General features: G+C 24.1%; 20 protein-coding genes. 7 read left to right on the top strand and 13 right to left on the bottom strand.

Going from position 1 to position 26807, the window contains the following annotated elements:
* Nucleotides 1-224: 224 nt before the first annotated feature.
* Nucleotides 225-2009, top strand: coding sequence for an AAA family ATPase (locus tag IGS63_RS06550; RefSeq protein ID WP_232521155.1), 1785 nt, complete (start codon nucleotides 225-227; stop codon nucleotides 2007-2009).
* A gap of 53 nt (nucleotides 2010-2062) precedes the next feature.
* Here the strand turns inward: IGS63_RS06550 and IGS63_RS06545 are convergent, their stop codons facing one another.
* From IGS63_RS06545 to IGS63_RS06530, 4 genes are read right to left on the bottom strand one after another with little or no spacing between them, the layout of a single operon-like run.
* Nucleotides 2063-2551: a peptidylprolyl isomerase gene (locus IGS63_RS06545; RefSeq protein ID WP_190613501.1), complete on the bottom strand. Its 489-nt coding sequence runs from the start codon at nucleotides 2549-2551 to the stop codon at nucleotides 2063-2065.
* Between the two features lie 12 nt (nucleotides 2552-2563).
* Nucleotides 2564-3868, bottom strand: a complete 1305-nt coding sequence (locus IGS63_RS06540; RefSeq protein ID WP_190613499.1) for a hypothetical protein — start codon at nucleotides 3866-3868, stop codon at nucleotides 2564-2566.
* Entirely contained in the window at nucleotides 3868-4377 is a 510-nt protein-coding gene (locus tag IGS63_RS06535) for a hypothetical protein (RefSeq protein ID WP_190613497.1), read from the bottom strand. The genes IGS63_RS06540 and IGS63_RS06535 overlap by 1 nt, the downstream gene beginning before the upstream one ends.
* A gap of 27 nt (nucleotides 4378-4404) precedes the next feature.
* The gene (locus tag IGS63_RS06530) at nucleotides 4405-5439 is read right to left on the bottom strand and encodes a potassium channel family protein (protein WP_190613495.1); all 1035 of its coding nucleotides are present in this window, start codon (nucleotides 5437-5439) and stop codon (nucleotides 4405-4407) included.
* A 170-nt stretch (nucleotides 5440-5609) separates the two neighbouring features.
* Between IGS63_RS06530 and rpsF the strand changes: the two genes are divergently transcribed.
* The 3 genes from rpsF to rpsR are packed head-to-tail and all read left to right on the top strand — an operon-like array spanning nucleotide 5610 to nucleotide 6716.
* Nucleotides 5610-5990 carry a 30S ribosomal protein S6 gene (gene rpsF, locus IGS63_RS06525; protein WP_190613493.1) on the top strand — a complete coding sequence of 127 codons (381 nt, stop codon included), beginning with the start codon at nucleotides 5610-5612 and terminating at the stop codon, nucleotides 5988-5990.
* 6 nt (nucleotides 5991-5996) lie between these two features.
* Nucleotides 5997-6467 (top strand): single-stranded DNA-binding protein, encoded by a 471-nt coding sequence (locus tag IGS63_RS06520; protein ID WP_190613492.1) that lies wholly within the window; start codon nucleotides 5997-5999, stop codon nucleotides 6465-6467.
* Nucleotides 6468-6485: 18 nt separating this feature from the next.
* A complete protein-coding gene (gene rpsR, locus IGS63_RS06515) occupies nucleotides 6486-6716 on the top strand; it encodes a 30S ribosomal protein S18 (protein WP_190613490.1) in 231 nt (76 codons plus the stop codon).
* Nucleotides 6717-6746: 30 nt separating this feature from the next.
* On the opposite strand, the gene cobO is transcribed toward rpsR, so the two are convergent.
* Entirely contained in the window at nucleotides 6747-7256 is a 510-nt protein-coding gene (gene cobO / locus IGS63_RS06510; RefSeq protein WP_190613488.1) for a cob(I)yrinic acid a,c-diamide adenosyltransferase, read from the bottom strand.
* Nucleotides 7257-7266: 10 nt separating this feature from the next.
* Nucleotides 7267-8073, bottom strand: coding sequence for a carbon-nitrogen hydrolase family protein (locus IGS63_RS06505; protein ID WP_190613486.1), 807 nt, complete (start codon nucleotides 8071-8073; stop codon nucleotides 7267-7269).
* A gap of 687 nt (nucleotides 8074-8760) precedes the next feature.
* Between IGS63_RS06505 and IGS63_RS06500 the strand changes: the two genes are divergently transcribed.
* The 3 genes from IGS63_RS06500 to IGS63_RS06490 all read left to right on the top strand — a co-directional run bounded on the left by IGS63_RS06500 (nucleotide 8761) and on the right by IGS63_RS06490 (nucleotide 11156).
* Complete coding sequence (locus IGS63_RS06500) at nucleotides 8761-9471, top strand: hypothetical protein (RefSeq protein WP_190613484.1); 711 nt, start codon at nucleotides 8761-8763, stop codon at nucleotides 9469-9471.
* A 330-nt stretch (nucleotides 9472-9801) separates the two neighbouring features.
* The gene (locus IGS63_RS06495) at nucleotides 9802-10512 is read left to right on the top strand and encodes a CPBP family intramembrane glutamic endopeptidase (protein WP_190613482.1); all 711 of its coding nucleotides are present in this window, start codon (nucleotides 9802-9804) and stop codon (nucleotides 10510-10512) included.
* Entirely contained in the window at nucleotides 10509-11156 is a 648-nt protein-coding gene (locus IGS63_RS06490; protein ID WP_190613481.1) for a CPBP family intramembrane glutamic endopeptidase, read from the top strand. Before IGS63_RS06495 ends, IGS63_RS06490 begins: the two co-directional genes overlap by 4 nt.
* A gap of 78 nt (nucleotides 11157-11234) precedes the next feature.
* On the opposite strand, the gene IGS63_RS06485 is transcribed toward IGS63_RS06490, so the two are convergent.
* The 7 genes from IGS63_RS06485 to IGS63_RS06455 all read right to left on the bottom strand — a co-directional run bounded on the left by IGS63_RS06485 (nucleotide 11235) and on the right by IGS63_RS06455 (nucleotide 26750).
* On the bottom strand, nucleotides 11235-12719 hold the full coding sequence (locus IGS63_RS06485; protein ID WP_198423026.1) for a carboxypeptidase M32: 1485 nt from the start codon (nucleotides 12717-12719) through the stop codon (nucleotides 11235-11237).
* A gap of 56 nt (nucleotides 12720-12775) precedes the next feature.
* Nucleotides 12776-15265 carry an adenosylcobalamin-dependent ribonucleoside-diphosphate reductase gene (locus IGS63_RS06480; RefSeq protein WP_190613479.1) on the bottom strand — a complete coding sequence of 830 codons (2490 nt, stop codon included), beginning with the start codon at nucleotides 15263-15265 and terminating at the stop codon, nucleotides 12776-12778.
* 265 nt (nucleotides 15266-15530) lie between these two features.
* Complete coding sequence (locus IGS63_RS06475) at nucleotides 15531-23867, bottom strand: carboxypeptidase regulatory-like domain-containing protein (protein WP_190613477.1); 8337 nt, start codon at nucleotides 23865-23867, stop codon at nucleotides 15531-15533.
* 19 nt (nucleotides 23868-23886) lie between these two features.
* Nucleotides 23887-24678, bottom strand: a complete 792-nt coding sequence (locus IGS63_RS06470; protein ID WP_190613475.1) for a DUF5683 domain-containing protein — start codon at nucleotides 24676-24678, stop codon at nucleotides 23887-23889.
* Nucleotides 24679-24902: 224 nt separating this feature from the next.
* Nucleotides 24903-25580, bottom strand: a complete 678-nt coding sequence (locus IGS63_RS06465; protein WP_190613474.1) for a permease — start codon at nucleotides 25578-25580, stop codon at nucleotides 24903-24905.
* The gene (locus IGS63_RS06460) at nucleotides 25577-26053 is read right to left on the bottom strand and encodes a permease (protein WP_190613472.1); all 477 of its coding nucleotides are present in this window, start codon (nucleotides 26051-26053) and stop codon (nucleotides 25577-25579) included. Before IGS63_RS06460 ends, IGS63_RS06465 begins: the two co-directional genes overlap by 4 nt.
* 67 nt (nucleotides 26054-26120) lie before the next feature.
* Nucleotides 26121-26750, bottom strand: coding sequence for a Crp/Fnr family transcriptional regulator (locus IGS63_RS06455; protein WP_190613470.1), 630 nt, complete (start codon nucleotides 26748-26750; stop codon nucleotides 26121-26123).
* Nucleotides 26751-26807 lie beyond the last annotated feature (57 nt).

The following is a 26807-nucleotide window of genomic DNA, read 5'->3' as shown; positions in this document are numbered from 1 at the left end:
TCATTGAGCTTGTCGAAATGTGGTCATTGAGCTTGTCGAAATGTGGTCATTGAGCTTGTCGAAATGTGGTCATTGAGCTTGTCGAAATGTGGTCATTGAGCTTGTCGAAATGTGGTCATTGAGCTTGTCGAAATGTGGTCATTGAGCTTGTCGAAATAACATTTTTTTATTTTAAAGAAGATTTGATATAATAACATGTAAGGATATAAAACGAGGTGATGAAAATGAAAAAAAGGCTTCCAATAGGAAGAAGTGACTTTAAATCATTAATAGATGACAATATGTATTTTGTAGATAAAAGTATGTTAATCAAAGAAGTTATTGAAAGTGGAGACGTTCTATTAATAACAAGACCAAGAAGGTTTGGGAAAACTCTCAGTCAATCCATGATGAAGTACTTTTTTGATATTACTCAAAACAACGAATACCTCTTTAAAGATTTAAAGATATACAAAGAAAAAAATATAATAGAAAAACATTTAAATAAACATCCTGTTATATACATCACCTTTAAAGATTTAAAGTCTAATAACTTAAAAAAGATGCATGCTTTATTAACCATGGAGCTTTCAAGGTTGTATTTAAAGCATAAGTATGTTTTAGAAGTTTTAGATAATGAAGAAAAAATTATATATGATAAAATAATGGGTAGAGAAGCTTTAGATGCTGATTATGAAAATTCTATAAGAAGTTTATCTGAATATATGGAAAGATACTATGGTAAAAAGGTAATAATATTAATAGATGAATACGATACTCCCATTCAACAAGCTTACTTACACGGATACTATGATGAAATAATATCTTTAATTGGTAACTTATTTGGAATGGCATTAAAAGATAATGTATACCTTGAAAAAGCAGTTCTTACTGGTATAACAAGAGTTTCTAAAGAAAGTATCTTTACTGGTGTGAATAACTTAGAAGTTTCTACTGTATTGAATGAACTATTCAATGATAAGTATGGTTTAACTAAAGAAGAAGTTGAAGAAACACTTAAGTATTATGAACTTGAATATGAAGAAAATGAAGTTATAGATTGGTACAATGGTTATAACTTTGGCGGTGTTGAAATTTACAATCCTTTTTCTATAGTAACTCTTGCAAAGAATAAAGGGAAAATAGGTCCATACTGGATGAATACTAGTGGGAATTATTTAATAAGAAAGCTAATAAAAGAAGGAACTGTTAATATAAAAGATAGTATAGAAAAACTTTTGAATGGAGAAAATATTGAAAGTAAAATAAATGAAACTATGGTATACGGTGATTTATACTTAAATTCAAATGAATCAATATGGACATTATTTTTATTTAGTGGTTACTTAAAATGGATTAAAGAAACAAAAGAAGGTTATAGAAGATACACACTTGCTATTCCAAATAAAGAAGTAAGAATGTTTTATGAAGATACAGTATTATTAATGCTTGAAGAAGGAAATATACAATTAGATAACATACTAATAAACTTAATAAATGGACATATAGAAGAATTTAAAGAAGACTTTCAAAAAATGACTATGAATACATTGAGTTATTTTGACGTTAGCGGAGAAGAACCAGAAAGATTTTATCATGGACTGATACTTGGAATGAGTGTTGGTTTAAAAGAAAAGTACATAATAAAGAGTAATAGAGAAACAGGACTTGGAAGAGCAGATGTTATTTTAATACCAAAAGATAAAACAGATAAAGGAATAATTATTGAGTTTAAAAAGTTTTATAAAAATGAAAAAATACTATTAAACAGTGCACAAAATGGACTAAAACAAATAAATGAAAAGAAGTATGAAGAAGAGATAAAAAGTTATGGAATAAATGATATAATAAAAATTTCAATAGCTTTTGATAAAAAAGAGGTTGAAATTGTTAGTAATTTAGATAAAGAGGTTGAATTAACAGAGATAGAAAAAGTAGCAAAGAACATGCTTAAAAAAGGATTAGATAAAAATATGATATCCGAACTTACAGGTCTATCTATAACAGAAATAGTGAATTTATATAAATGAAAAAACCTCTGTAAAAACACTGATAGTGTAATTTACAGAGGTTTTTATGTTTATTATTCTTTTTCTATTGTGATATTTTTAATCCTTACAGGTTCTAAAGGCATATCTGCATAATTTGTTTTTACAGAAGCTATATAATCTACAACATCCATTCCTTCTATTACTTTACCAAAAGCAGCATAACTTCCATCTAAATGTGGATGAGAATCAAGCATTATAAAAAATTGAGAACCAGCAGAGTTTGGATCTTGAGCTCTTGCCATAGATAAAATACCTTTTTCATGTTTTAAGTCGTTTTTAACACCATTTGATTCAAATTCGCCTTTTATAGAGTATCCGGGTCCTCCTGTTCCATCACCATTTGGACATCCACCTTGAATTACAAAGCCTTTTATTATTCTATGAAAGGTTAAACCATCATAAAAACCTTCTTTTATTAATTTTAAAAAATTTTCAACAGTAATTGGAGCAATTTCTGGATAAAGTTCTGCTTTTATTTTAGAACCATCTTCCATTTCTATAACAATAATTGGGTTATCCATTTTGTTCCCTCCTTAAAATTGTAGTTTTATATAAGATGATATTTCAAATTTTGTATTATCATTTCCTTTTATTGATTCAAAGATTTTTTTTGTAGAATCGTATTTTAATTCATTCATAGTGTTTATATATTTAAAGGATAAAAATAAGTTAGTGTTAAATACTTTTTTTGAAATTGTTGAAGTGTATGTAAATGTTTTTTCTAAAGTGGAATCGTCTAAAAAATGAGTTCCTGTTGGTACTGTATTGTCTGATATAATTCCCCAAGGATTATTTGGTGATTTACTTCCAGAAACAACAAATTCTAATGAAGTAGATAATTCATAATCATTTAAATTTCCTTTATAACCAAATAAAAATGATAAAGAATTTTCACCATAATAATAGCCTATATAATTATCTTTGTAATCTATTATATGATTATCATTGTATATATCTGATGGATACAATGTATAGCCTGAATGTGATGAATAAGGATTAAATGTATATTTTGTAGCTCCAGCATTATAAAAATAAAAATTTCCATAATCATTGCTAAATACACTTCCAAAAGACCATGCAATTTTATCTGGATTTTGTTTTCCATTTGGATTAAAAAATCTATTCATATTAAAATCATCTACAAGAATTTGTAGGTATGAATATAAACATTTGTTATTATAACTTCCAAAAAAACCCATTATAGAGTTATCATTTAAATTTTCAGTCCAAGGCATAGAATTTCCAGAACTTCTTATTTCTTGTGTAAAGTATGCAGGTAATGGATTAAACAGATAAAAATAATCAAAATCTCTATTATCATAAAGCACTATATTTTGAAATCCAACTTTAAAATCATTTAACTTTATTCCATAAACTTTGTAGTCTAATCCTCTATCTTTATATCCTTGACTGGAATTTTTATTCAATTGAATCCATCTTGACTTAAAGAAAAAAAGTTCATCATTGTAATCTAATTCAAAAATTGGTTTTGAAATATTTTTAGATGAAAAAAATAATGAATACGGAGAGTCTACTTCATCTTCTAAATCTTTAATTCCTGCTGTTATTTTTATATTGTTATTTTTATAAGCAATGTAATCATTATTATTTAAAAAATAATGTCCAAAATAAAAATTTTTTTCATGAAAAATATATTTATTATCATTTAAAAATGAAATATCTATAACAAAATCAAATTTTTTTGTTTTATGATATAAATTAAACTCTATATCATCAGTTATAGTAGAATTATAAGTTAATCCTATGTTAAAATTTAAATTCAATGAAAAACTATACAAACTTAAAGATAATACAAATAAAAATAAAAGTTTTTTCATTAAACGGGTTCACCACTTTTTTTACTTTTAGTATTAGCAAAAAATCCTAATATTAAGCCTAAAACAAAACTCCATACTGCAGCTAATGTTACTTGCCATGTATGCGGAAGCATGAATGTGACTGTGTGTGCAGGAAGCCAAAACCATAATAAAGTTAGCATAGCTCCTTTTAAACCATTTGAAGGTATTTTAAATTTTGGCAAGTTATCTAAGAATCTATGAGAAATTATTATCCATGGACCAAACAAAGCATTTGTAAAGAATGATTTAAAAAATGCTGAAAAAAACTTACCTGAAGGTAAGTAATGATGTTGTGTTAATGTATCAACAAAACCATTAAAACCAGCAAACATAAATTTAATTATTACACCTAAGATTGCCCAAGTAACAGCAGAGTGAATTACTTTTACTACGTTTAATTTTTCCTTTTTTAAAAGTGTTCCTGCTATTTCACCAGCTGTACCAAGAATGGCAAATTCTACCATGGCTAAAACAAAAGGGTTTTCCATAAAAATTTCCTCCTTAAATATAGTTTTTTATATGTAGTTTTCTTCCTTAATTATTTTTTTTAAATCAGATATTTTATGTTCTTTTCCTAAAACAACTACGGTGTCTCCATTTTCAATTTTGTGATTAGCATTTGGATTAAATATATATTTATTATCTTTTTTATTAATTGCAATTATTATTAGATCTACTAATTTTGGAAGTGCAATTTCTCGTAATGTTTTATTGAGCATCCATGAAGTTTCTGGTACTTTTATTTCTTCTAAAATATATTCAACTTCACCAGCTCTTGTTACTTTATCTAAAAATGTAACTACATTTGGTTTAGTTGCTAAGTATGCAAGTCTATTTCCTGCTATTTCTGAAGTTAAAACTATTTTATCAATTCCAGCATATATTAATTTTTTTACATTTTGAGGTTCATTTACCTTTGAAACTATACTTACATTAGGATTTAATGTTTTTATAGTCAATGCTGCATATAAATTATCAACATCAGATGGAAGTGTTAATATAACATTTTTTGCATGCATGATACCAGCATATAAAAGAGTATTTTCTTCTTTTACATCACCAATTATATAAGGAACTTCATAAGCTGACATTTCTTCAATTAATTTTTTTATATTCTCTTCTTTTATATCAATAATTACGAAATCTGTATTTGTTTTTAAAAGATTTAACATAACAAAATTAGCAGTTTTTCCAGCTCCTATTAAAATTGTATGTTCTTTCATTCTATTTATTGTTTTCATCATTTTTCTCCTTCCCATTAAATTAAAAATTTCTCCTTCTATTATAAACGATGTTAAAGAAGAAAACGCATATAAAACAACTGTTAATCCAGAAAAAATTAATCCAACAGTAAAAAACTTTGTTATAGTCGATATATTTTCTGGCATTGAGTATCCAACTGTACTCATTGTTATTACTGTAAAAAATAGTGAATCAATAAAAGACCATCCTTCTAATAATTGATATCCAAATGTTCCAATTAAAAATATTAATAAAATTACAGAAATTGATATAGTTAATTTTTTTATTTGTTTTTTTTCATCAAACATAAAATTCACCTCAAAGCAATTATAATATTTTTTGTAGAATAAGTAAAGGGCATAAGTAAACTAGTGTAATTTTTTTGTTAAAAGTTGTATAAGAGCATTTATTATCTGTTATAATAGTTAAGGAAATTCCCGCTCCATATGGGGCCAAAACCAAGGGAGGAGGTAAGAATATGGCAAAAGCAAGATATTATGAAACTATGATCATTGTAAGACCTGATCTTGCAGAAGAAGCAAGAAATGAAGTTGTTGACAAGGTTAAAGGTTGGATCGAAGAAAAAGTTGGTGGAACAATAGAAACAGCTGAAAGATGGGGTATGAGAAAATTAGCTTACAGAACACAAAAAACAAACTTTACAGAAGGTGACTATGCATACTTTATTTATAAAGGTGAACCTGAAAAAGTTAATGTTCTTGATGATTTATTCCACATAACAGCTGAAGTTTTCAGACATCAAACTTTTAGAAGAGAAGACTTAGAAAAAAAAGCTAAGAAAAAAGAAAGCAACATAACAGTTGAAGCACCTGTAACATCTGAAGAAAGTGCAGAGTGATTATAAATGGCTATTGCATACAATAAAGTGGTTCTTGTTGGACGTTTAACAAGAGATCCTGAAATACGTTCAACTGTAAATGGATCAACTGTTGCAAACTTCAGTCTAGCCGTTAATAGACAAGGAAAAAATGATAATACTGATTTTATAAGAATTGTAGCTTTTGGTAAACAAGCTGAATTTGCTTCAAATTACCTTTCTAAAGGTCAATTAATACTTGTTGAAGGTTCATTGCATATAAATAAATGGACTGATAAAAATGATATAAGAAGAGAAACAGCTGAAGTTTGGGTATCACAAATGACTTTCATGGAGAGTAAAAAAGCTCATCAAGAAAATAATATGGATATTCAGGTAGAAGATAGTTATAAAAAATCAAATGTTAAAAGTATAGACGATTCGAATGATTTACCTGATTTTGATGATCCATTTAGCGATCTTGAGGGTGATTTATCATCTGATGAAAATCCTTTTTAAATTTGGAGGTGAAATAAAATGGCTTTTGTAAGAAGAAGAAGAAGAGTAAGAAAATGTAAAATGTGCTCAATGAAAATTGATTATATTGATTATAAAGATACAAACTTTTTAAGTGACTTTGTTAATGAAAGAGGAAAAATTGTTCCAAAAAGAATAAATGGAAACTGTGCAAAACATCAAAGAATGGTTAGACAAGCTATTCAGAGAGCAAGACATATGGCTCTTATTCCATTTACAAGAGATGTATAATTAATACAAAGAAGGCGAAAGCCTTCTTTTTTATTTTTCTATGCCAGCTCTTGCTTGAACACCTGTTTTATAATAATGTTTAACTTCTTTTATTTCACTTACTAAGTCAGCGTATTCAATTATTTCATTTTTTGCATATCTTCCAGTTAAAACAACTTCAGTATTTTTAGCTCTATTATTTAAAACATTTATAACTTCTTCAACATTTAAAAGATTATAATGAATTGCAACATTTACTTCATCCATAATTACTATATCATAATTTCCAGAAGTTATCTTTTTTTCTAATTCTCTTAAACCATTTTTTGCAGCTTCTATATCTTCTTGAGTTGGTTTTCCAAAGATAAAACTTGATTTACCAAATCTTTTTATTTCAAAGTTTGGTAAAAAATCCATAGCTTTTAATTCAGAATAATCTACTGTTTTTATAAATTGACCCATAAATACTTTTTTACCAGCACAAACAGCTCTCAATGATAAACCAAGTGAAGCAGTTGTTTTTCCTTTTCCATTTCCAGTATAAACTTGAACATAACTCATGTTATTCCTCCTAAAAATATTTTTTATAAATCAATACCTTTTTATCCTTTAAAAATTTATCTTTTTTATTTTTTGTCTTATCTATATTTAATTCAAAGTTTAATATGTAATCTTTAGGTAAATTATAAGAATTTAATAAATTGCCTTCGTTATCCCAACCACATATTCCACCACCTTTATGATGATTATCAAAAAGATTATTACAAGCTAAAATAAAAACTCTATTATCATAAGCTCTTGTACTTAAATATTTATTCCATATTTCAATTCTTCTTTTTGCATTAAAAAAACTTGCATGTGGAGAAAAAATTAAATCAGCACCATTTTTCGCATAAATATAAGTATGTTCTGGAAAATGCATATCATAACAAATTCCTATTCCAAATTTTATTATTTCATTATTTGAAGTTTTATACTCAAAAACCTTTAAAGTATCTCCAGAAGTATAATATTTTTTTTCATTTTCACCAAGTTGTATTTTTCTGTAATAAAAATCATTTTGTCGTTTATCAATAAAAACATGTGTAATATAGTAAAATTTTTTTTCTTTTTCTATAAAACCAAATAATAAATTCATAGAATATTTTTTAGAAAGATTTTTCATTTTTTTTATGATATTACCTTTAATTGTTTGAGCTAAATTTAAATCATGATTAGAATTATATCCAGTTAAAGAAAGTTCAGGAAAGCATATTATATCACTATTGTTTAATTGTGCTTTTTTTATAAAATATTCGTGTTTTTTTATATTTTTATCAATATTTCCATAAATAGATTCCATTTGAACCATTGAAACTATAGTTTTTATTTTTTTCACTCCTTTTAATAAGTCTAATATATTTTATCATATAAAAGTTTTATAAAAAAACTTTATTTATCATTAAAGATTAGATACAATAAATTAAAAAATAACTCATTTTTAAAAGTTACTATTACATTAATAATAAAATATTAAATTAAAACATTTATAAAAAATTAATATTTAATAAAGTTTCACAAACTTTTGTTATGAAAATGATTAATAATAACATTAGAAAAAATATAAAATTTAAATTCACAAATATTATTAATTAATATAAAATTAATAACATAAAAAAATAAAAGAAACGATATAAATTAATCAAAATTATATTATATTTAAGTAAAGATATTAATTAGTATAACTAAAATAGTTGATTCTTTTTTTTTTTTTGATATAATGTTCATGTAAGAAAAAGGAAATGATTATTGAATTGTTTGAATTAAAATAAAAAAATATAAACTCATGTGGAATTAACACATATTTTAATGTAATGAACAAACTAAAAATTTTTAAAGATTATTCTTTTGATCAAATCATGAACTATTCGCATGCAAGATTTTCATTAATTAATTGGGAAATGAGTGCAAAATTATCCTAACCTTTAGCATCTTTAGTATATTAATTAATTAATTAATAAACAATCAGCAAAAGTTTTCATAAATATTTTAAATTGGTAAAAATAATTTGAGGAAGGTGAAAAAATTGAAGAGTAAGATAGTATTTATTTTAACTTCACTTTTTGTATTTGTTATAATTTTAATTTTAATAGGGTTTCAATGTAAAAATTATATTTATACTCATTATGTATTTGATTTAAAAGGAAGTTTAAAAAATATTATAGAAAATAAAAAAATGGATATAGATTTGGAAAATTTTAATGATAAAAAAATTGTAGTAATAACAGAAAAGAGTTGCAAAACAAGAGAAAAAATTAAAAATTATCCAGAAAAAATTATTACAAAAACAAAGTTTGAAAATAATTTATTAAATTATGCTTTAGAAAAATTTATTAAAAATGGAATCTCTGAAAATATTATTGATAAAAATATAAAAAAAGAAGAAATTCAAATAATTAATAAAGAAGATATACATTTATTAAAAAGTCAAGCTTCTTTTGAAATTAGATATATAATTTTTGGAAGAGTGATGAAAAAGGAAAAAAATAAGTATGTTGAAGCTTATAGAACTAAATTGGGAACATATACACTTAAAAATATTGATACAATAAATAGATACACCAGATTTTTTTATTTAAAATATCCTAAATTTGTTAATGAATTGATTAACCCTAAAACTAAGGTTTTTTCAATTTATACAGATACAATTCATGATTTAAAAGGTAATACAAATAAAACACATTTGGATGATTTACAATATAATTTTGAAACACTATTAAAAATAGTTCGCTTTTAAAAATAGGTAGTTGCTATTTGGGATAAAACAACACCAGAAAAACTTTACAAAACATATACTTATGATATAGCCGTAGGTAATCCTGGACCATATATTTCAATTTCAGTTATTACTCATTACAGAAGAAATATTTATGAATGGTATGTAATAACTTATAGAAAGATAGTAGAAACAGTAGATTCTCAAAACTTAGGTGAAACAGTTGGTTATAGAATAGAAGAATTATATAGAAGAAGACATACAAGAGTAGAAGATATACAAATTTAATACTTAATAACTTATGCATTTGCATAAGTTCTTGTTTATTAACATTAGAAAGGAGAAAATATTTTGAATATTAAAGCTTTTTTTAAAAAAGATTATTCTTTATTTTTGATAACACTCTTATATCTTGTAATTATGGGATTAAGTAGAAATTTAGAAATTATTTTTATTAATAATTATGTTTTTTATTTTTTTTACTATATGTTTTTTGTTTGTATATACTTGTTTAGAAAAAATATAAAAGAAAAAAATATATTTTTAAAACCAAAACTAAATAAAAAATATAGAATATTAACATATGTATTTGGGGCTTTTATTGGATTTTTTATATTAAAGTTAAATAATTATTTACAATGTACCTTTTTACAAAACTCATTTTTCTTTGAACAAAATGAGTTAATGAAACATTTTAGCAACTTTGGATTGACTTTTGTACACATTCAAGTAAAGTCTAATGTTTTTTCAGAAACTACATTACAAAGAGTACTTTTTTTAGTTATAATAGCACCAATTTATGAGGAATTAATATATAGAGGAATTATATTTGGATTCTTAAAGAAAAAAAATATATTTTTAGCTTTTATTTTATCTACGTTATTATTTGTTTCATGGCATAATTTTGATACAATTGCAGTTTTTTTTAACTTGTTTTTAGCAGGTTTTATTTATAGTCTTGCTTATTATTTTAGTGGCGACTTGATTTTATCTATGGTTTTTCATGCTTCATATAATTTATTTTGTTTATTACCATCTATAATGGAGAATATAATAAAATGAAGAAGTTTTTAATAATATTACCTATATTATATATTTTAATAATAAAACTCTTATATTCTTTTAATATAAATTCTATATTAACCTATTTTATAAAAATCTTTACGTTCATTTTTATTGTATATATAGTAAAAAAAGCTAATCTATTTAAAACTATTGAATTAAATAAAAAACTTAAAATAAAAAAAATATATTTTTATTTAATAGCACCTGTTTTAGGATATGGCTTTTATTTGTTTTGGAAATATTTTCAAGAAATAATAGTTATTAAAAATTTTTATACAAAAAATGAACTTCTATTAAGAGTATCATCATTATTTTTAGTTTTAAAAAAAGCACCTTATATTGGAACAACTACATTTATTATGATAATATCTTTGATAATCTTTGCAACAATTGAAGAAATATTAATGAGAAAGATGGTGTATGGAAGTTTAAGAAAAAAATCAATTGTATTTGCAATGATTTTATCTTCTTTAATTTTTACATTTGCACATACAATAGATAGTTATGGACAATTAACAAACATTTTTCTTTTTGGAATTTTTTTATCTTTTTTTTATGAAATATCTGGTGATATCATTGTTTCTATTTTAATACATTTCACTTACAATTTTTCAGTACTTTATCCAACTATTTTTAAATAATTTGAATAAATATCTTTATACTAACATTTATAAATTAAAACAAGAGGCATCTTATTAAGATGCCTTTTGTTAATTTCTTTAAATATTATATATTTTAGAATATTTTTCTTTTAAATACTTCATAAAATATTGTGGATTTAATCTTTCACCAGTTATTTTTTCTATTAAGTCTTGTGGTTCATACTTACTACCATATTGATGAACATTTGTTCTTAACCAATTTAAAACCTCTTTAAAATCTCCTGTTTCAAGTTTTTCTTCAAAGTTTATTTCTTCTTTTAACTTGTAATAAAGCTGAGCAGAATATAAGTTACCAAGCATATAAGATGGGAAGTATCCAAAACTTCCATGAGACCAATGAACATCTTGAAGAACTCCTTCAACATCATCTTTAGGTTCTATACCAAAATATTCCTTTGTTTTTTGATTCCAAATTTTTGGTAAATCTTCAACTTTGATTCTATCATTTATCAAAGCTTCTTCTATTTCATAACGAAGCATAACATGAAGATTGTATGTTACTTCATCTGCATCTACTCTTATTAATGATTTTTCAACTACATTAACAGCTTTATAAAAATCTTCTACGCTAACATCTTTAAATTGTTCAAATTCTTTTTGAACTTCTGGATAAAAATTTTTCCAAAAACCTAAACTTCTTCCAACAATATTTTCCCAAAATCTTGATTGTGATTCATGTATTGCCATTGAAGCTGCTTCACCTATTGGTAAATCAGAGTATTTTTCTGATATGCCTTGTTCATAAAGTGCATGACCTCCTTCATGAACAGTTGAATAAAATGAATCTCTAAAATCATCTTCTCTGTATCTTGTAGTTATTCTAACATCATTAGGACCTATTGTTGTTGTAAAAGGATGAACCGCAACATCCATTCTTCCTGATTCTAAATCATATCCCATTTTATCTAATACAACATATGATAAATTTTCTTGTTTTTTATTATCAAAATGACCTTTCATAAAAGAATCATTAGGCTTTTTACCTTCATTTAAGAGTTTAGATACAAATGGAACTAATTCATCTTTTAAAGTTTTTATAATTTCATTTAAATCCTTTACTGTGAGCCCTGGTTCATACATATCTAAGAGTGCATCGTATCTATTTTCTTTGTATCCAATTATATCTGCCATCTTTTTAGTTAATTCTACTACCTTTTCAAGATGTGGTTTGAATACATTAAAATCTTTCTCCTTTCTTGCTTTTTCCCATGCAGCTTGTGCATTTGAAGTTACTATTGAAAACTCTCTCATTAGTTCTGGTGGAATTTTTTTTGATTTTTCATATTCTTTCTTCACTATTCTAATTAATGCTTTATCATCTTCATTTAATTCTTCTTTTTCAGATTCTTCAATTAATTTTCCAATTTTTTCTGATATAGATAATTCAAAAGCATAAGATGAAAGTTCTCCTAAAACTTCTGCTCTTTTTTCTACTGCTTTTTTAGGAGCTCCAGTTTCAAGATCCCATCCTATTAAAGCTATTGCATGACCATACCGAGAAATCTTTCTAAATTCATTTTTTAGTTCTTCTATCTTTTTCACAATAAAACCTCCCTATACTTTTATTCATTTAATGTTATCAAAAATAGTTCGGAATGTCAACTACATTTACTCCATCCACACTTTTTACAACTTGTACAACCTTCTACCATTATTAAAGAGTTCTTTGTTAAACAAGATGGACAATAAGTATTTCCATCATTGTCTACATAAAGACCTTTTTCATACTTTAAATCATTTGCATGAACAAACTTTTCAACATCATCTTTTGACATTGGCACACCTGTCTTTAAAACCTTATAGTCAACATCTTCTTTTTCCCAAAGATTCTCAAAATCGTCTATTGCTTTTTTTATTTCACTTGAAAGATTAACACAATACTCCCCTTTTACCTTTGTCAACTGTTGCATTATTTCATCTGAAGAAACACCAGCTCTTAATGCTATTGATGACAATCTTCCAATAACTTCTGCAGTTTCAGTTCCATCAGATAAAAATATTTCAATAGCTTCTCCAGTATCATCAAAAGCTAAGGTTATATAAACTGTATTTCCATCTGCTTTAAATTTTCTTGTAACACTTCTTAAAGTATCTTTTCTTGGCCTTGCTCTCAATTTATGTTTTTCATCTATAACAAAAAATGACACTTTTTCTTTCTTTTCATTTGAGGTTAAAACTTGCGTTTGTAAACTTCCATCTCTGTATATAGTAATTCCTTTTAAGTTTAATGAAAGTGCCTTTTTGTATATATCATAAACATCATCAACACTAACATCATTTGGCATATTTATTGTTTTTGAACAAGAAGCATCTAAGTAACTCTGTATTGCATTTTGAGCTAAAACATGATCCAGTGGTGAAATATCCATTGAAGTTATAAATATTCTTTTTAGTTCTTCACTTATTCCATTTATATTTTTTAAACTTCCTTTTTCAATTATTTCTGCTTCAAGATCATCTGTCATATGAGAATTTAATTTATTTAAAAGTACTTTGTTAATATATGGAAGAGGAACTTTATTTCCTTCTTTATCCGTCATATATCTTATATAAGCAAGCATAAAGTTAGGTTCTATTCCACTTGATGTATCTGCAAGATTTGATATTGATCCCGTTGGAGCTATTGTATTTGTTTGCACGTTTCTTTTATACTTTATAGCTTCACTATTAAAATGCTCTATTATCTTTTCATTCCACTGTTTCATATAATCTTCTTTTAACATTGGAAATGGAATAAAAGCTTTTGGATACTTTGAATTTTCAAACTCTGGAAAGTTTCCTCTTTCTTTTGCAAGATCACTTGAAGATACGTGAGAATAATATGCAAGAGCTGCTGTTACCTTTGCCATAAATTCTCTACCTTCATTTGAATCATAAGGTAATTCTTTATAATATAAGGCATCTGCAAGTCCCATTATTCCAAGCCCTATAAATCTTTGTGCTCTTGACATCTCTTCTATTTCTTTTAATGGATAAACATTTATATCTATAACATCATCTAAAAATCTTGTACACCAATAAACAATTTCTTTAAAAACTTCATTTTCTCTTGTTATATCAAAATCATTTATGAGTTTTGCTATATCAATTGATCCAAGATTACAACTTCCATATGGTGGAAGAGGTTCTTCTCCACAAGGATTAGTTGCTCTTACTGGTGTTTTTTCACTCATTGCATAATATTTATTATGTCTACCTAAAAATAATAAACCTGGATCTCCTGATTTCCAAGCATTTTCAGATATCGTTTTCAACATTTCTTTTGCCTTTATTTTATCAAATTCTTTTCCACCATGAATTAATGAAAGCTCTCCATCTTCATTTACTAACTCTAAAAACTCTTCAGGGTTATCTATATTAACTGATATATTAAAATAATTTAAAACACTTTTACCATCATTATTCTTTTTTGCATGAATAAAATTTAAAACATTTGGATGATCATATCTCATAACAGCCATTTGAGCAGCTCTTCTTGCTCCACCTTGTTCAATTGTAGAAGCAGAAACATTAAATACATTCATAAAACTTATAGGTCCAGAAGATTTCCCACCCGTTCCTGCAATAGAACTACCTTGAGGTCTTAAAACAGAAAAATCATAACCAACTCCGCCACCATACTTCATAATCATAGCAGAGTTTTTAACAGCATTAAATATACCCTCCATTGAATCTTCCATTGGTATAACAAAACAAGCAGAAAGCATATTGTGCTTACCTTTATTATCATAAATATACTTATAGTCTTCATAAATCATATCTTTTACTTCTTTTGTAAAAATTTTTCTACTCATTGTTTTACCTGAATTAAATAAAGTTGGTGAATTTGGTAAAAATACTCTTGATAAAACTAATCTATAGTATATATTCTCTATTTCTCTTATTTTTTCAACATCATCAGTATAAAGAACTTCAGCTGAAGCAACGTGTCTTGCTACACGTTTTGCAATGTCATCCCAATCATTTTCAAGATATTCTCTATTTTCATCCTTTAAAAAATACCTATCCTTTAAAATGGTATAAGCATTTTGTGATGGCTTTACATTTTCTAACCTGATTAAAAGGTCATTCAATTCTTTTGAAACCATACTTTCCCTCCCATATGTTGTATTATCGAAAACAAATATATCAATATATTGCTATACAATAATAACAAAAATAATCCAATGTATCAAACTTGATATAGTCTGATTACATCGGATTATTTGAAATTCAATATTTTTTATTAAACTCTTATCTTTTATTTTTGCAGTTTTTCTATTATTATATTTTTTTACATTTTAAATAATCTTAGTTTTTTAAAGTTTTGTTTAATTATAAAAGTGTTACATTTTTTATATAACATAATTTAAATTAGTTAATTGGTGATTCTGAAAGCCATTTAGAAACAACAACATTATAAATTTTATTTTTTATAGTTGTTTCATCTAAAGTGTTCCAATAATTATCATCAGCTATAACTTTATTTTTTGTTTCATTATAAATGTTATAATGAGTATTATTAAATTCATTATTTGTTATTTGCAACTCCACATCTTCTGATGGAAACTCCTTAATATAAATTCCATAACTATTATTTATAATTTTATTTTTATCAAAATATAATAATGCTCCTTTTTCTATATTTATTGCTTTACTACAATTTTCAAATATTGAGTTTTTAAATCCAATCATAGCATCATTAGAAATAAAAATACCATCAGTATTTTTATTGTTTCCATTTAAATGAATATTATTAAAAATTATAGGATAATTAGAATTAATTTCTATTAAATTATTATAGTTTTCATCAATTTTTTCAAATAAAATATTATTAAAGTTTATATTTCCTTTTATTGTTCCAGAAATTCTCAAATGGCCAATCTTCCCATTATTTACATTTAAAATTCCACTAAAATTATCTAGTTGTAAATTCGACACTTTACAATTTTCAATAGAAATTTTATTATTATATTCTCTATAAAAATTAATATTTGTAAACGTGGAATTTTCTGCATTTATTATAATATTATTAGAATAAGAAGTATTTAAAGTATTTAAATAGCTATTTTTAATAACAACACTTGTATCACTTCCTACATATACGTTCATACTCATATTATCTATATAAGTTATTGTTGAAAAATCACTTTCAAAGTTTGAACTGTTCAAATTAAAATTTGATGTTTTAATCAATGTGTTTTGTACTTTACAATTTAATCTATTAATTTCAAAAGAGTTTGATGAAATTTTTGAGTTTGATATATTTAGATAACTTTTTGCTTTATCAGAATAACCCTCATTATCAATATCAATAAAACTTGAGTTTGAATAAAAGTTACAATTATCAATATTAAATTCAAATTCTTCACTATTATTACTAAATTTTATAACTGAATCATTTGAAGAAATTTTTGAATTTAAAATACTACTACTTGAATTTTCATATTGATTAAATGCAATTGTATTTAATTTAATTTTTGAATTTTCAACATTTACAGTTCCAAAATTATTTATTAATGTACTTGCATAACCTGTAACTGCATACTTTAAAGTCAAAGTTCCACCAGCTTTTATATCAAAGCCACTCCATTTATCTTTAATTAAAATAGAAGTATCTGGTTTGATAAAAACATTGTCTTCTTTTGTACCTTCAACTATTAAACTACCTCTAACTTCTATTTTTTTACCTTCTTTTATCTTTATATTCACTCCTGGTTCAACTCTCAATCTTCCTATTATTATTAAATTATCTGTTACTTTATAGTCTTTATCAGAAGCTTTTAAAACAGAGTTGAGTATGATCTTTCCACTTATTTCATGATTTAATGCTACTTCTTCATCATTAGGCGTTTCTGATAATGAATTTGATACATCTATATTTCCTGATATATTTGGCGTTCCAGATACAAAGTAATTATATTGTGCATTTATTTTATTCGATACATTTGATTTTATATCTTCGGTATTATTATCAAATACATTTTTCATTATATATACACTATCTTCATCATTTGCTTCTTTTATTGTAAGTCCAATATTTGCATTTTTAATTGTATTATTAAATAGCTTTGTATTACTCAATAATACTGGAGAATTATCAAATGTTGACTTAAAAACATTTGCATTGAATAAGTTTATACTTTCAATATCTTTAAAATTAGATTCTTCTATTTTAGAGTTACTCTCCAAATACTTAGCATTTGAAATTTTTGCTTTATTTAATTCAACGTTATTTAAATATAAGTTATCAACTGTAGTAGTAACAATATTTTCAATACTCTCTGAATTTAATTTTAGTGTTTTTACATTTTCTGTATTTAACTTTAATATTTTACCTAAATTAAATTCAGCATTATTCACATTTTTTAAATTTACTGTATCAAAGTTAGAGTTATTTGAAATAAAGTTTGTACTTATATCTGCATTCATTACTTTATATACATCAACAGTATTTAAAGTTCCTGATGTATTTAATTGCTCAATAATACCTTTTCCATTAACAAATCCATTGTTTAATAATAAAGTTCCTATATCATTATTGTTTTCTAAACTTATTCCATTAATTTGAAAATCATTTAACTTTGAATTATTAATTACTTTTGTTATATTACTTGCTTCATTTCTTTCATAAACAGAAGAAAAAGTTAAAGTTCCTGATTTTTGTTTAGACTTATTTATTATTACTTTTCTTCCATCACTTATTTTTATTTCAATATTTCCTTCAAAAATCATATTATTTAAATCTATATCAGAAGTTACTAAGTATGGTGAATCCTCTTCTTTTAATGTATCATTATTTAAAATATAATCCTTTAAGTTTGTATAACTCAAAAGTTCTCCTATATCTGGTTTTTCACTTGAACCTGCTTCTTCTATCAACTTCGTTTTAAAACTTTCCATTTCATAACTTCCCATAATAGTTTCTTTTATTGATTCTTCTGTATAAAGTCCCCAAAAGTTATCAGATAAATTGATTTTATAATTTGAGTTATTTTCTAAGTTCAAATATCTATTCATCATAATTATATTTTCAGATAAGTTTATATTATTACTCATGTTTTCTATTTTTACACCACCAAAGTTTAATGCAATATAATTATTTTTAAATCCTGCAATTAACCCTTTTCTTACAACAACAGCATAATTATTGTTTCCATAAAAGGTATTATTATATATTTCAGGCATAGAAAGCTCTCCATCAACAATTAACGTATCATAATTATTATCTTTGAAAGTATTATCATATATTTTTGTTGTTTTATCATTAGTTATTTTCAATTCAACACCGTTTTTAAAAATATTATCATGTATAGAAACGTACTTCAAACGATTTATAATTACATTACCTTCACCATTTTGATATTGAGAATTTGTATAATCAAAAGTATTGTTAAAAATATCAACATCATAACCGTCTTGATTTTTTGAATCTGTTGTATTCATACCAATAAAAAAATTATTTTTAAATTTATTTTTTTGTATTATTATTTTTCCTTCAAAATTATTATTCATATCACAAAGGGCATCAAAAAAATTTATTTCATTATTTTTTATTATCAACTTTGAATTATACCACATATGATTACTTGAAAAACTATTTATCTTTGAATTTTCTACATACAAAACTCCATTACTAATTGACTCATTATATAAACGGCCAATAATAGAATTTTCTATTTTTATATTTGAATAAATATAGTTCATATTTAAACTTTGTGTATTTATATTTTTAAAATAAACATTTTTATAAATACTATTCATAAAAACAATAGAAGTAAACTTTGAATCTTCTATTTGATAACTTCCATTATTATTACCACCATTAAGATTTAATTTGTTAACTTTAGAATCATTAATTTTTAAAGTATTACCCAAAAATTCAATGTCATTAGAAGTTGAATTTTGAACATTTGAATTTATAAGAGTTAAATTAGAGTTTCCAGATGTTTGTATTCCAGTTGTTGTTTGTTTTATCGTTAACTTATTTAATTTAACAGATGCATTTTGTAATGTAATACCAGTTATAGTATTATCTATTATCACATTTTCAAACTTTATAGATTTTTCATTTGTGTTATAAAAAGTTATTCCATACCACATATCCTTTGCCATAACTCCTGTATTGGTATAAAAATTTATTGATTCTTTATCAACATCTCCTGCTTCTATAGATCCATAAATATCTATTTTTTTATCTTTATTTACCTTTATTTCAACACCTGGCTCAATTATTAATTTTCCAAATATAGATAAGTTATCTGTAACAACATATGGACTATTGTTTTTTGTTAATTTATAGTTTAAATATAGATTTCCACTTAACTCTTTTGACGTTATTTCTTGAATTTCAGATATTGAATTTATTTCTTTTGTTTCATATGGTTCAAAGTTTACTCTTGATAATGAAAAGTTTGGATCATCATCGTAATCGTATATTTTATTTTTTATTTGCTCAATATTATCAGTTCCAAAATAATTATTTTTAGATTCAATATTTCCATTTTTAGCTGAATCCATGAGTTTTATTGCAAAATCTATTTGACCTATAAAGTTATTGTAAGCTAATAAAACTTTATTTGTCCCAATTTCAATTCCTGTATGTTCATTAAAAATGTTATTGTAAATAATATAGGAAAAATAGGAAAAATTATTTTCATTATTCATCATAGAAGTACCTGTTATTTTAATAGTTATATCTTTGATTGTATTAGAAATTAAAATAGATGATGCTATATTCATTCTGATATTTTCATTCATTCCATCTGATAATTTAGATATCTTTGAATTACTTATTTTAGAATTTTGTATATATGTATTATCATAATCATTTTTACTAAATTCTATACTTGAATCTTCTACAATGGAATTATTAATTCTAAAATTTCCAGTTAAACTACTATTTTTAACATATGAATTTGTTAAAGCATAATTATGATTATTAGAATTAACTAAATTACTATCAGTTATATAACCAGAAAGATTAAAACTACTTAAAATATTAGAGTTTATGAGTTTTACCATTCCTGTTTCACAATCAAGAATTTTTAAATTTGAATTATAAATTTCTACATAATTTAAAATTTTTAAAGAATTTCCAGTTAAATTTTTTATAACTCCATTTTCAATTTCAAGATTTCCTTTTTCCATATCAATATTTTCTAATATGTTCGAAGTATTTGTTTGTTCTTCAGAATATTCCTTATTTATTTTATTATATAAATTTTTAGATTTTAAATTATTTGATATTTCAATAGTTTTATTATCTACAACTGTTTTAAACTGTTTATCTTTTAAGTATTTTATAGTTCTTTTCATTTCTGAATTTATCATATCTTTTAATGATGATGTAAATATATTTTTTGATTTTAAAAAGTTTCTTTTATTCATTGTTTTATTTTGTATATCTTTTGAAGAACTATTTACCTTTAGGTTGAATACATCATCTATATTTTCTGGCTTAAAAACTATTTTCTCATCATTTGTTCCCCTTGCTTCTATAAAACCATTTATTATTATGTTAGTGTTATTTTTAAAAATCAAAACAACTCCTGCTTCTATAGTTAATTTAACATTTTCATTTACTAAAATACTATCACTAACATAATAAGGAGATTGAGCTTTTGTAATAACTGTATCTTTTGTAACTATCTTTCCATGTAAATAATCTGTTAAATTAGTTGCATTTGGTAAATGAATTAGTGATGTTGAAGCTGTTTTCATTTCACTTATATTTTCTGAATTATCTTTTACTTTTACATATATTGTTTTTTCTCCTTCAGTTGAATCTAAATCATATATTTTTTGATACTCATACTTCATCCAATTTTCTTGATTTTTATCATTTGAAATTGAAATTTGATATAATCCAGAACCTACATCTTTTGCAAATGTAGTAATTATAACTTTTGTATTGTCTGTTGTGCTTGAACCACCATTTATTAAAACTTTATTTATTATTGGTGGTATTGTATCACTAAGTTCTAATGTTGGTACTGTTGTTGTTTTAAATGATTTCACTTCTAATGAATCTATTTTATTTTCATTCCATCCATCTTTTTTTGCTATTAATTTATATTTCCCATGTAAGATACTACCAAAAGTATAGTTCCCATTTTCATTTGTTATTGTATTATAAGACATTTTTTCAACATTAGTATCAAAAGGAATTAAAGTTATAGAAACCTTCGAATTATCTGTAACATTTTTTAAATTCACTTTTCCTGTAACTTCTCCTGCATTTGGAAATAATGTTACATCATTTGTTTGTACTAAATTCCCTGGTATAACATCAACAGGTGAAAGAACATAACCACACTGTGGGAAACTTGATTTTTGTATATAAGTTCCAAGTGGTATATGTTGAAATTCAAAAATTCCCTCTTTATTTGTATAGGTTAAATATGTTGCATCACTCGTTTTGGATTTCAATTCTACTTCTATATTTAAATTATTAGTAAAATTTGCTATCGTTACCTTACCTTTAACTGTATTTTTTATTGCCTTTAAAATCAAAGGAGTATCTGATGTTTTTTCAAATATTGGTTTATATGGAGTTGTTTCTGTTGTTTGAAAATTATCACTATATGTGTAGTCTTCAAAATCTTCATTTTTATAAACTCTTAATCCAGTATAATTTTGTGATACTGGTGCCTCTAATTCAAAATTTCCATTTTCATCTGTATAAGTATACAATCTATAACCTAATTTTTTTTCATAATCTCCCAATAATTCTATTTTTATATCTTTAGAATTATTCCATCCTTCCAATTTTACTGTTCCAATTATTTTTCCGCTTGCTTTTTCAAGAATTGGAGAATCTTTTATATTTATTTTATCTCCAATATTTACTTTCACATCTTTTATTACATATGTTTTATATGAAAACTTAGAAAATTCAAGATCGTATATTCCAGAACTTATTTTTGGAAAAACATAAGTTCCATTTATATCTGTTACTGTTATATATCCTGGTCCATTATGTTTTTTTGCAAGAACATTAATACCACTCATATCTTTAGAATTTTTTAAATAAGCTTTTCCATATACACTTCCTGTTGTTGGAATTTCTTCCAAAAAAATTATTTTTTCTATTGTTTTCTTTTGATTTGGATATATTTCTAAATTATTTAAAACTACTGTAGAAAATCCTTGAGCTGAGTATGAAATTTTATACTTACCAAATGGTACATTTATTATTTTATAATATCCATTTTTATCTGTTTTTGTCGTAAAAAAAACATTTATTTCTTTATTATTTAAGTCTAAAGAAGTTCCTTCTATTGTTACAGTAATTCCCTCTTGATTATTTATACTTTCAATATTATATTTTGCAAAACCTTCAATTGAACTTTTTAAAGGTTCCAAAATCAAATCAAATTTATTTTTATCTAAATCCAATACATTTAATTTATCAGAATAAGCTATATAATTTTCTTTTGTTACTTTTATATCTTGAACTCCTGTTTTTGAAATTATTTTATAATATCCATCTTTATTTGTTGTTTCTGAAAAATCACCAATTTGAACTATTGCTCCAGAATTATCCAAACTTCCTGGTAATTTAACATAACCTTCTACTAAAGTACTTTTTCTTTTCAATTCAACACTTTGAAGAGAACTTATTTTATATTCTTCAACATTTACTTGAGTTGATACAGAAGTATAATTTTCTTTTGATATTTCAACTTCATATTTTCCAACATCCAATAAGGAATTATAATTTCCATCTTTATCTGTAATAGTTGTTTGAACTATATTTTCAGAATTTAAAGGTTTAAAAATTATTCCAATTCCACTATTTTCATTATTTTTTCTATCTTCTAAATATACTTTTCCTTTTATCCAGCCTTTGTTTTCACCACCAACAAACATCTTAATATTACTTAAAGAATTTGTTTTGTTTTTATAAATATTAACTTCAATTGTTTGCGTAATATAATTTTTCTTTACTATTTTTATAGTATAAGTTCCTTCATGGTAATTCAAATGGAAATATCCATTTTTATCCGTTACAGTTTCTACTTTTAAAGTATCTTTATTATATAATTTTATACTAAAATTAGATTTTTCAGAGTTTAAATCATCTTCACCATTTACATTTTGAGGAATTATTTTACCTTCTATTATTCCCATAATAGATTGTAAAATTATTGGTGCCAATTCTATTTTTTTATCCTTTACTACTGTAATTTCTTTTTCATAACTACTATATTTATTTGAATTAATTACAAGGTTATATTTACCTGGCATTAAATTATATTCAAATGTATTTGATCCTTTTAATATTTTATTTTTAAGATCTTTAGCTTTTTTATCTAAATTAATAAAATTTAAATTTATTTCATCTTCATCATTTAATACAGAAACACTTCCCAAAACTTTTCCAAATTTAAAAGAAAGTGATGTATTTACACTAACAATATTACCCGTATAAACATTTACTTTTATTTCTTTTTCTTCATAATCTTGTCTCGAAATTTGTAAAGTATAATCTTTTGGTTCTAAGTTTTTTATCATAAAATTTCCGTCTTTATCTGTCTTAACAGTTGTATTTAATCCTTTTATTTTTATCAATGTTCCATCTAATTGATCTGAAAATTTTAAATTTATATGTCCTTGTATTGTACCAGGCGTTGGTTTTAGTATACAACTTGTTAATGTCAATACAATAATTAAAAATAAAATTGTTAATTCAATATATTTCTTCACAATTCTCATCCTCACTTTCTCACTTTGCATTAATATAAGCATCTGCCATATTTATTATCCAAATAGCTATTGTTGTTCCAAAACTAATTAAAAAGTATTTATTGTAATCATTTGCCTTTTTTAAATCTTTATCATACATTTCTTCATTTGTAGAATTCAAATATTTTTGATACTCATTAAAAAAATATAAATCCAATGATATCGATCCAATCATACTTATTCCAAATATACCTCCTTTTATTGGTTGATCATTATACATTTGCCCCCATCCAGGTATCAATGCTGACCTAAACAATGCTGTTGATGGATATTTTCTTTCAGCAAAATACTCTTCTACTTTTTTTATAGTAATAAATTCTTTATCTTCAAAATTTATACTATCTGTATAAATACTTTCTCCAGTAGAAACTTTTATTACTTTTATATTTATATAATATATATCTCCCAATTTTTTAATATTTCCTGTTAATAAATAATCTGCACTTATCAAATTCCCCAATTTATTTGAATTTTTTATATCTGTTATTCCAAGCATTGATAATTTTATTTCTTTTATTACTTTTTCCAATTCTTTTCTGTCTACTATTTTTATATTGTTTTCCATCAAATAATATGAATATATATCGGAAACAAGCGTAGACTTTTCTTTATCATTACCCTCAAAAGGAAGAATTCCAACAACACTATCTCCTATTTTAGATGCAAGATAAAAACCAAGTTTTGTTCCAGATTTTTGAAAAATATTTCTAAAATCTTCGCCTAAAAAAATCACACTCACTAATAAAACCATAATAAAAAAATACTTTTTCAAATAAATCCCTCCATTCCATATTATTTTTCATAAATTATTCTTTTTAACAAAATTAATTAATCATTTGAATTATTTATAAAAATTTAATTATATATATGATTAAATCGAAATATTTTCTAAAACAAAATAATTGTATCATTTTTTAATTTTTAAGTCAATTTATATATAAAAAAAGAGCATTAATTATATAAATTAAAGCTCTTTTTTTTATATTTATATTTATATTAATTTTTAGATTTTAAAAACACACATTTATTTATATTGGTTTCTTTTTTACTCAAAGCAATTGCAAAATTTTCACAGTTTCCATATCCACATGCTCCACAGTTTTTTTGAGGTAATTTTTGTAAATAATATTCTTTTGAACCTTCTATAATTTTTTTAATTTCTTCTTTTTCTTCAATCATATCTTCTTTATGAACAAGTTTTTCCATTATATATCCCATAATTAAAATCATGGGTATTGTTAAAGCATATCTCGTTAATGCAAATTTTAATCCTAAAAAGCTGGACTCTACCATAAACATAACCCATTTTGTAACTGCCCAAGAACTTATTATTATTACTACATTTGCTATACTTGCACCTTTAAAGTACAACGATTGTGCAACAGGAAAAGCTGCATAAATTGGTCCTGCTGAAAATGAACCTATCAACATTGAAAATAATTTTCCTTTTAATCCAGAACTCTTTCCAAAATTTTTTATGATTACTTCTTGTGGAACCCAAATATTTATTAGTCCTGATATAATCATAATAGCTGGCATTATTTCTAACATTTCAACTAAAAAATTTTTTGTCATTATTAAAGAATTATTGAATATACCTCTATTATAAAAAAATGTTATTACATAAAGTACTATTGCCACTACAAGTATTTTATTCTTTTTTATAAAATTCATAATATCACCGCCATTCCAAGAGCAACTACAAGTGCAAATACAAAACTCAAAAAGTTTCTATAAAAAGTAAATTTTTTACCAAAGTGTTCTATTTCTATTGGCATAGTTGCAAATCCAACCATGGTTAATGTTGTTATAAATGCAGCAATTGCAACTAAATTAGCCCCTGATTCATACAAAGATTTTGATAAAGGAAATGCTATGAAAGCTGGAATAATTGTTATAGTTCCAATTACTGCTCCATAAATAGAACTTAAAAACAAATTAGAATTACCCAATAATTTTTTTATTAAATCTGGTGGTAAATAAGATAAAACTAATGCAACTATTGCCATAATCCCTATTAATTCTGAAACCATTCCCAAAAACATTCCTTTTGCAATTTTTAAACTCGCTTTTGTTTTCTTTTTACTTTTTATAATAGACCAAATAAATAATATTACAGCTAATGAAATTAATATTATTGTATTCATAATTCACTCTCCTTTTGTGCTGTATGTACATTTATTATACACAATAAAAAAACAAAAAACCGTGATTTCAATCACGGTTTTTTGTTTCATAAATTATATTTTCTATTTCTTTAATATTTAAAATTTTTATAAAGTTTTTTTCTATATACACTATTTTTTCTTTTATAAAGTTTGAAAGTATCCTTGAAACAGTTTCTCGGGTAAGCCCTAACTCTTTTGCTATATTAACCTTAGATACTTTCATAGTTATAGTATTTCCGTTTTTTTCATAAAGATCTAATAAATATTTTGCAACTCTTTGTTTTGCGTCTTTCATTGAAAAAATTTCAAGTTTTTGTGTCATATTTAAAATCTTTTTTGAAATATTTTTTAAGTATTCTACTAAAAACTCTTCATTTTTCATTAAAACTAAAAGTTCATTTTTATTAATTTCAATTACAATGGAATTTTCTTCTGCTATTATATAAGCTGGATACTTTTCATTTATAAACAACAATGTTTCACCAAAAATTTGTCCACTTTTTATATTATTTATCAAAACTTCTTTTCCTGTAGTTAAATACTTTACAACCTTTAAACTACCTTCTTTTAAAATAGATAAGTTTTCTATTAGTTCATTTTGATTATGCAGAATTTCTCCTTTTTTTAAAGTTATTTCTTTTTTATTTAGTTCTTTTATAAATTCAAGATTTTTCATCATGTCTCCTTTATTATTTTTTCATATTTTTTATTTGATTAATTTTTTCTCTTCAAT

This window comes from Tepiditoga spiralis (genome assembly GCF_014701195.1).
Classification (GTDB): domain Bacteria; phylum Thermotogota; class Thermotogae; order Petrotogales; family Petrotogaceae; genus Tepiditoga; species Tepiditoga spiralis.
Note: the sequence above shows the minus strand (reverse complement) of the source record. Positions and strands in the feature narration are given on the sequence as shown.

Bases quoted from the DNA above. Each gene is read 5' to 3' on its own strand.
- IGS63_RS06480 (WP_190613479.1), bottom strand. From the start codon at position 15,265: ATGGTTTCAAAAGAATTGAATGACCTTTTAATCAGGTTAGAAAATGTA.
- IGS63_RS06520 (WP_190613492.1), top strand. From the start codon at position 5,997: ATGGCTATTGCATACAATAAAGTGGTTCTTGTTGGACGTTTAACAAGA.
- cobO (WP_190613488.1), bottom strand. From the start codon at position 7,256: ATGAGTTATGTTCAAGTTTATACTGGAAATGGAAAAGGAAAAACAACT.
- rpsR (WP_190613490.1), top strand. From the start codon at position 6,486: ATGGCTTTTGTAAGAAGAAGAAGAAGAGTAAGAAAATGTAAAATGTGC.
- IGS63_RS06545 (WP_190613501.1), bottom strand. From the start codon at position 2,551: ATGGATAACCCAATTATTGTTATAGAAATGGAAGATGGTTCTAAAATA.
- IGS63_RS06550 (WP_232521155.1), top strand. From the start codon at position 225: ATGAAAAAAAGGCTTCCAATAGGAAGAAGTGACTTTAAATCATTAATA.
- rpsF (WP_190613493.1), top strand. From the start codon at position 5,610: ATGGCAAAAGCAAGATATTATGAAACTATGATCATTGTAAGACCTGAT.
- IGS63_RS06535 (WP_190613497.1), bottom strand. From the start codon at position 4,377: ATGGAAAACCCTTTTGTTTTAGCCATGGTAGAATTTGCCATTCTTGGT.
- IGS63_RS06455 (WP_190613470.1), bottom strand. From the start codon at position 26,750: ATGAAAAATCTTGAATTTATAAAAGAACTAAATAAAAAAGAAATAACT.
- IGS63_RS06490 (WP_190613481.1), top strand. From the start codon at position 10,509: ATGAAGAAGTTTTTAATAATATTACCTATATTATATATTTTAATAATA.
- IGS63_RS06530 (WP_190613495.1), bottom strand. From the start codon at position 5,439: ATGTTTGATGAAAAAAAACAAATAAAAAAATTAACTATATCAATTTCT.
- IGS63_RS06540 (WP_190613499.1), bottom strand. From the start codon at position 3,868: ATGAAAAAACTTTTATTTTTATTTGTATTATCTTTAAGTTTGTATAGT.
- IGS63_RS06465 (WP_190613474.1), bottom strand. From the start codon at position 25,580: ATGAATTTTATAAAAAAGAATAAAATACTTGTAGTGGCAATAGTACTT.
- IGS63_RS06460 (WP_190613472.1), bottom strand. From the start codon at position 26,053: ATGAATACAATAATATTAATTTCATTAGCTGTAATATTATTTATTTGG.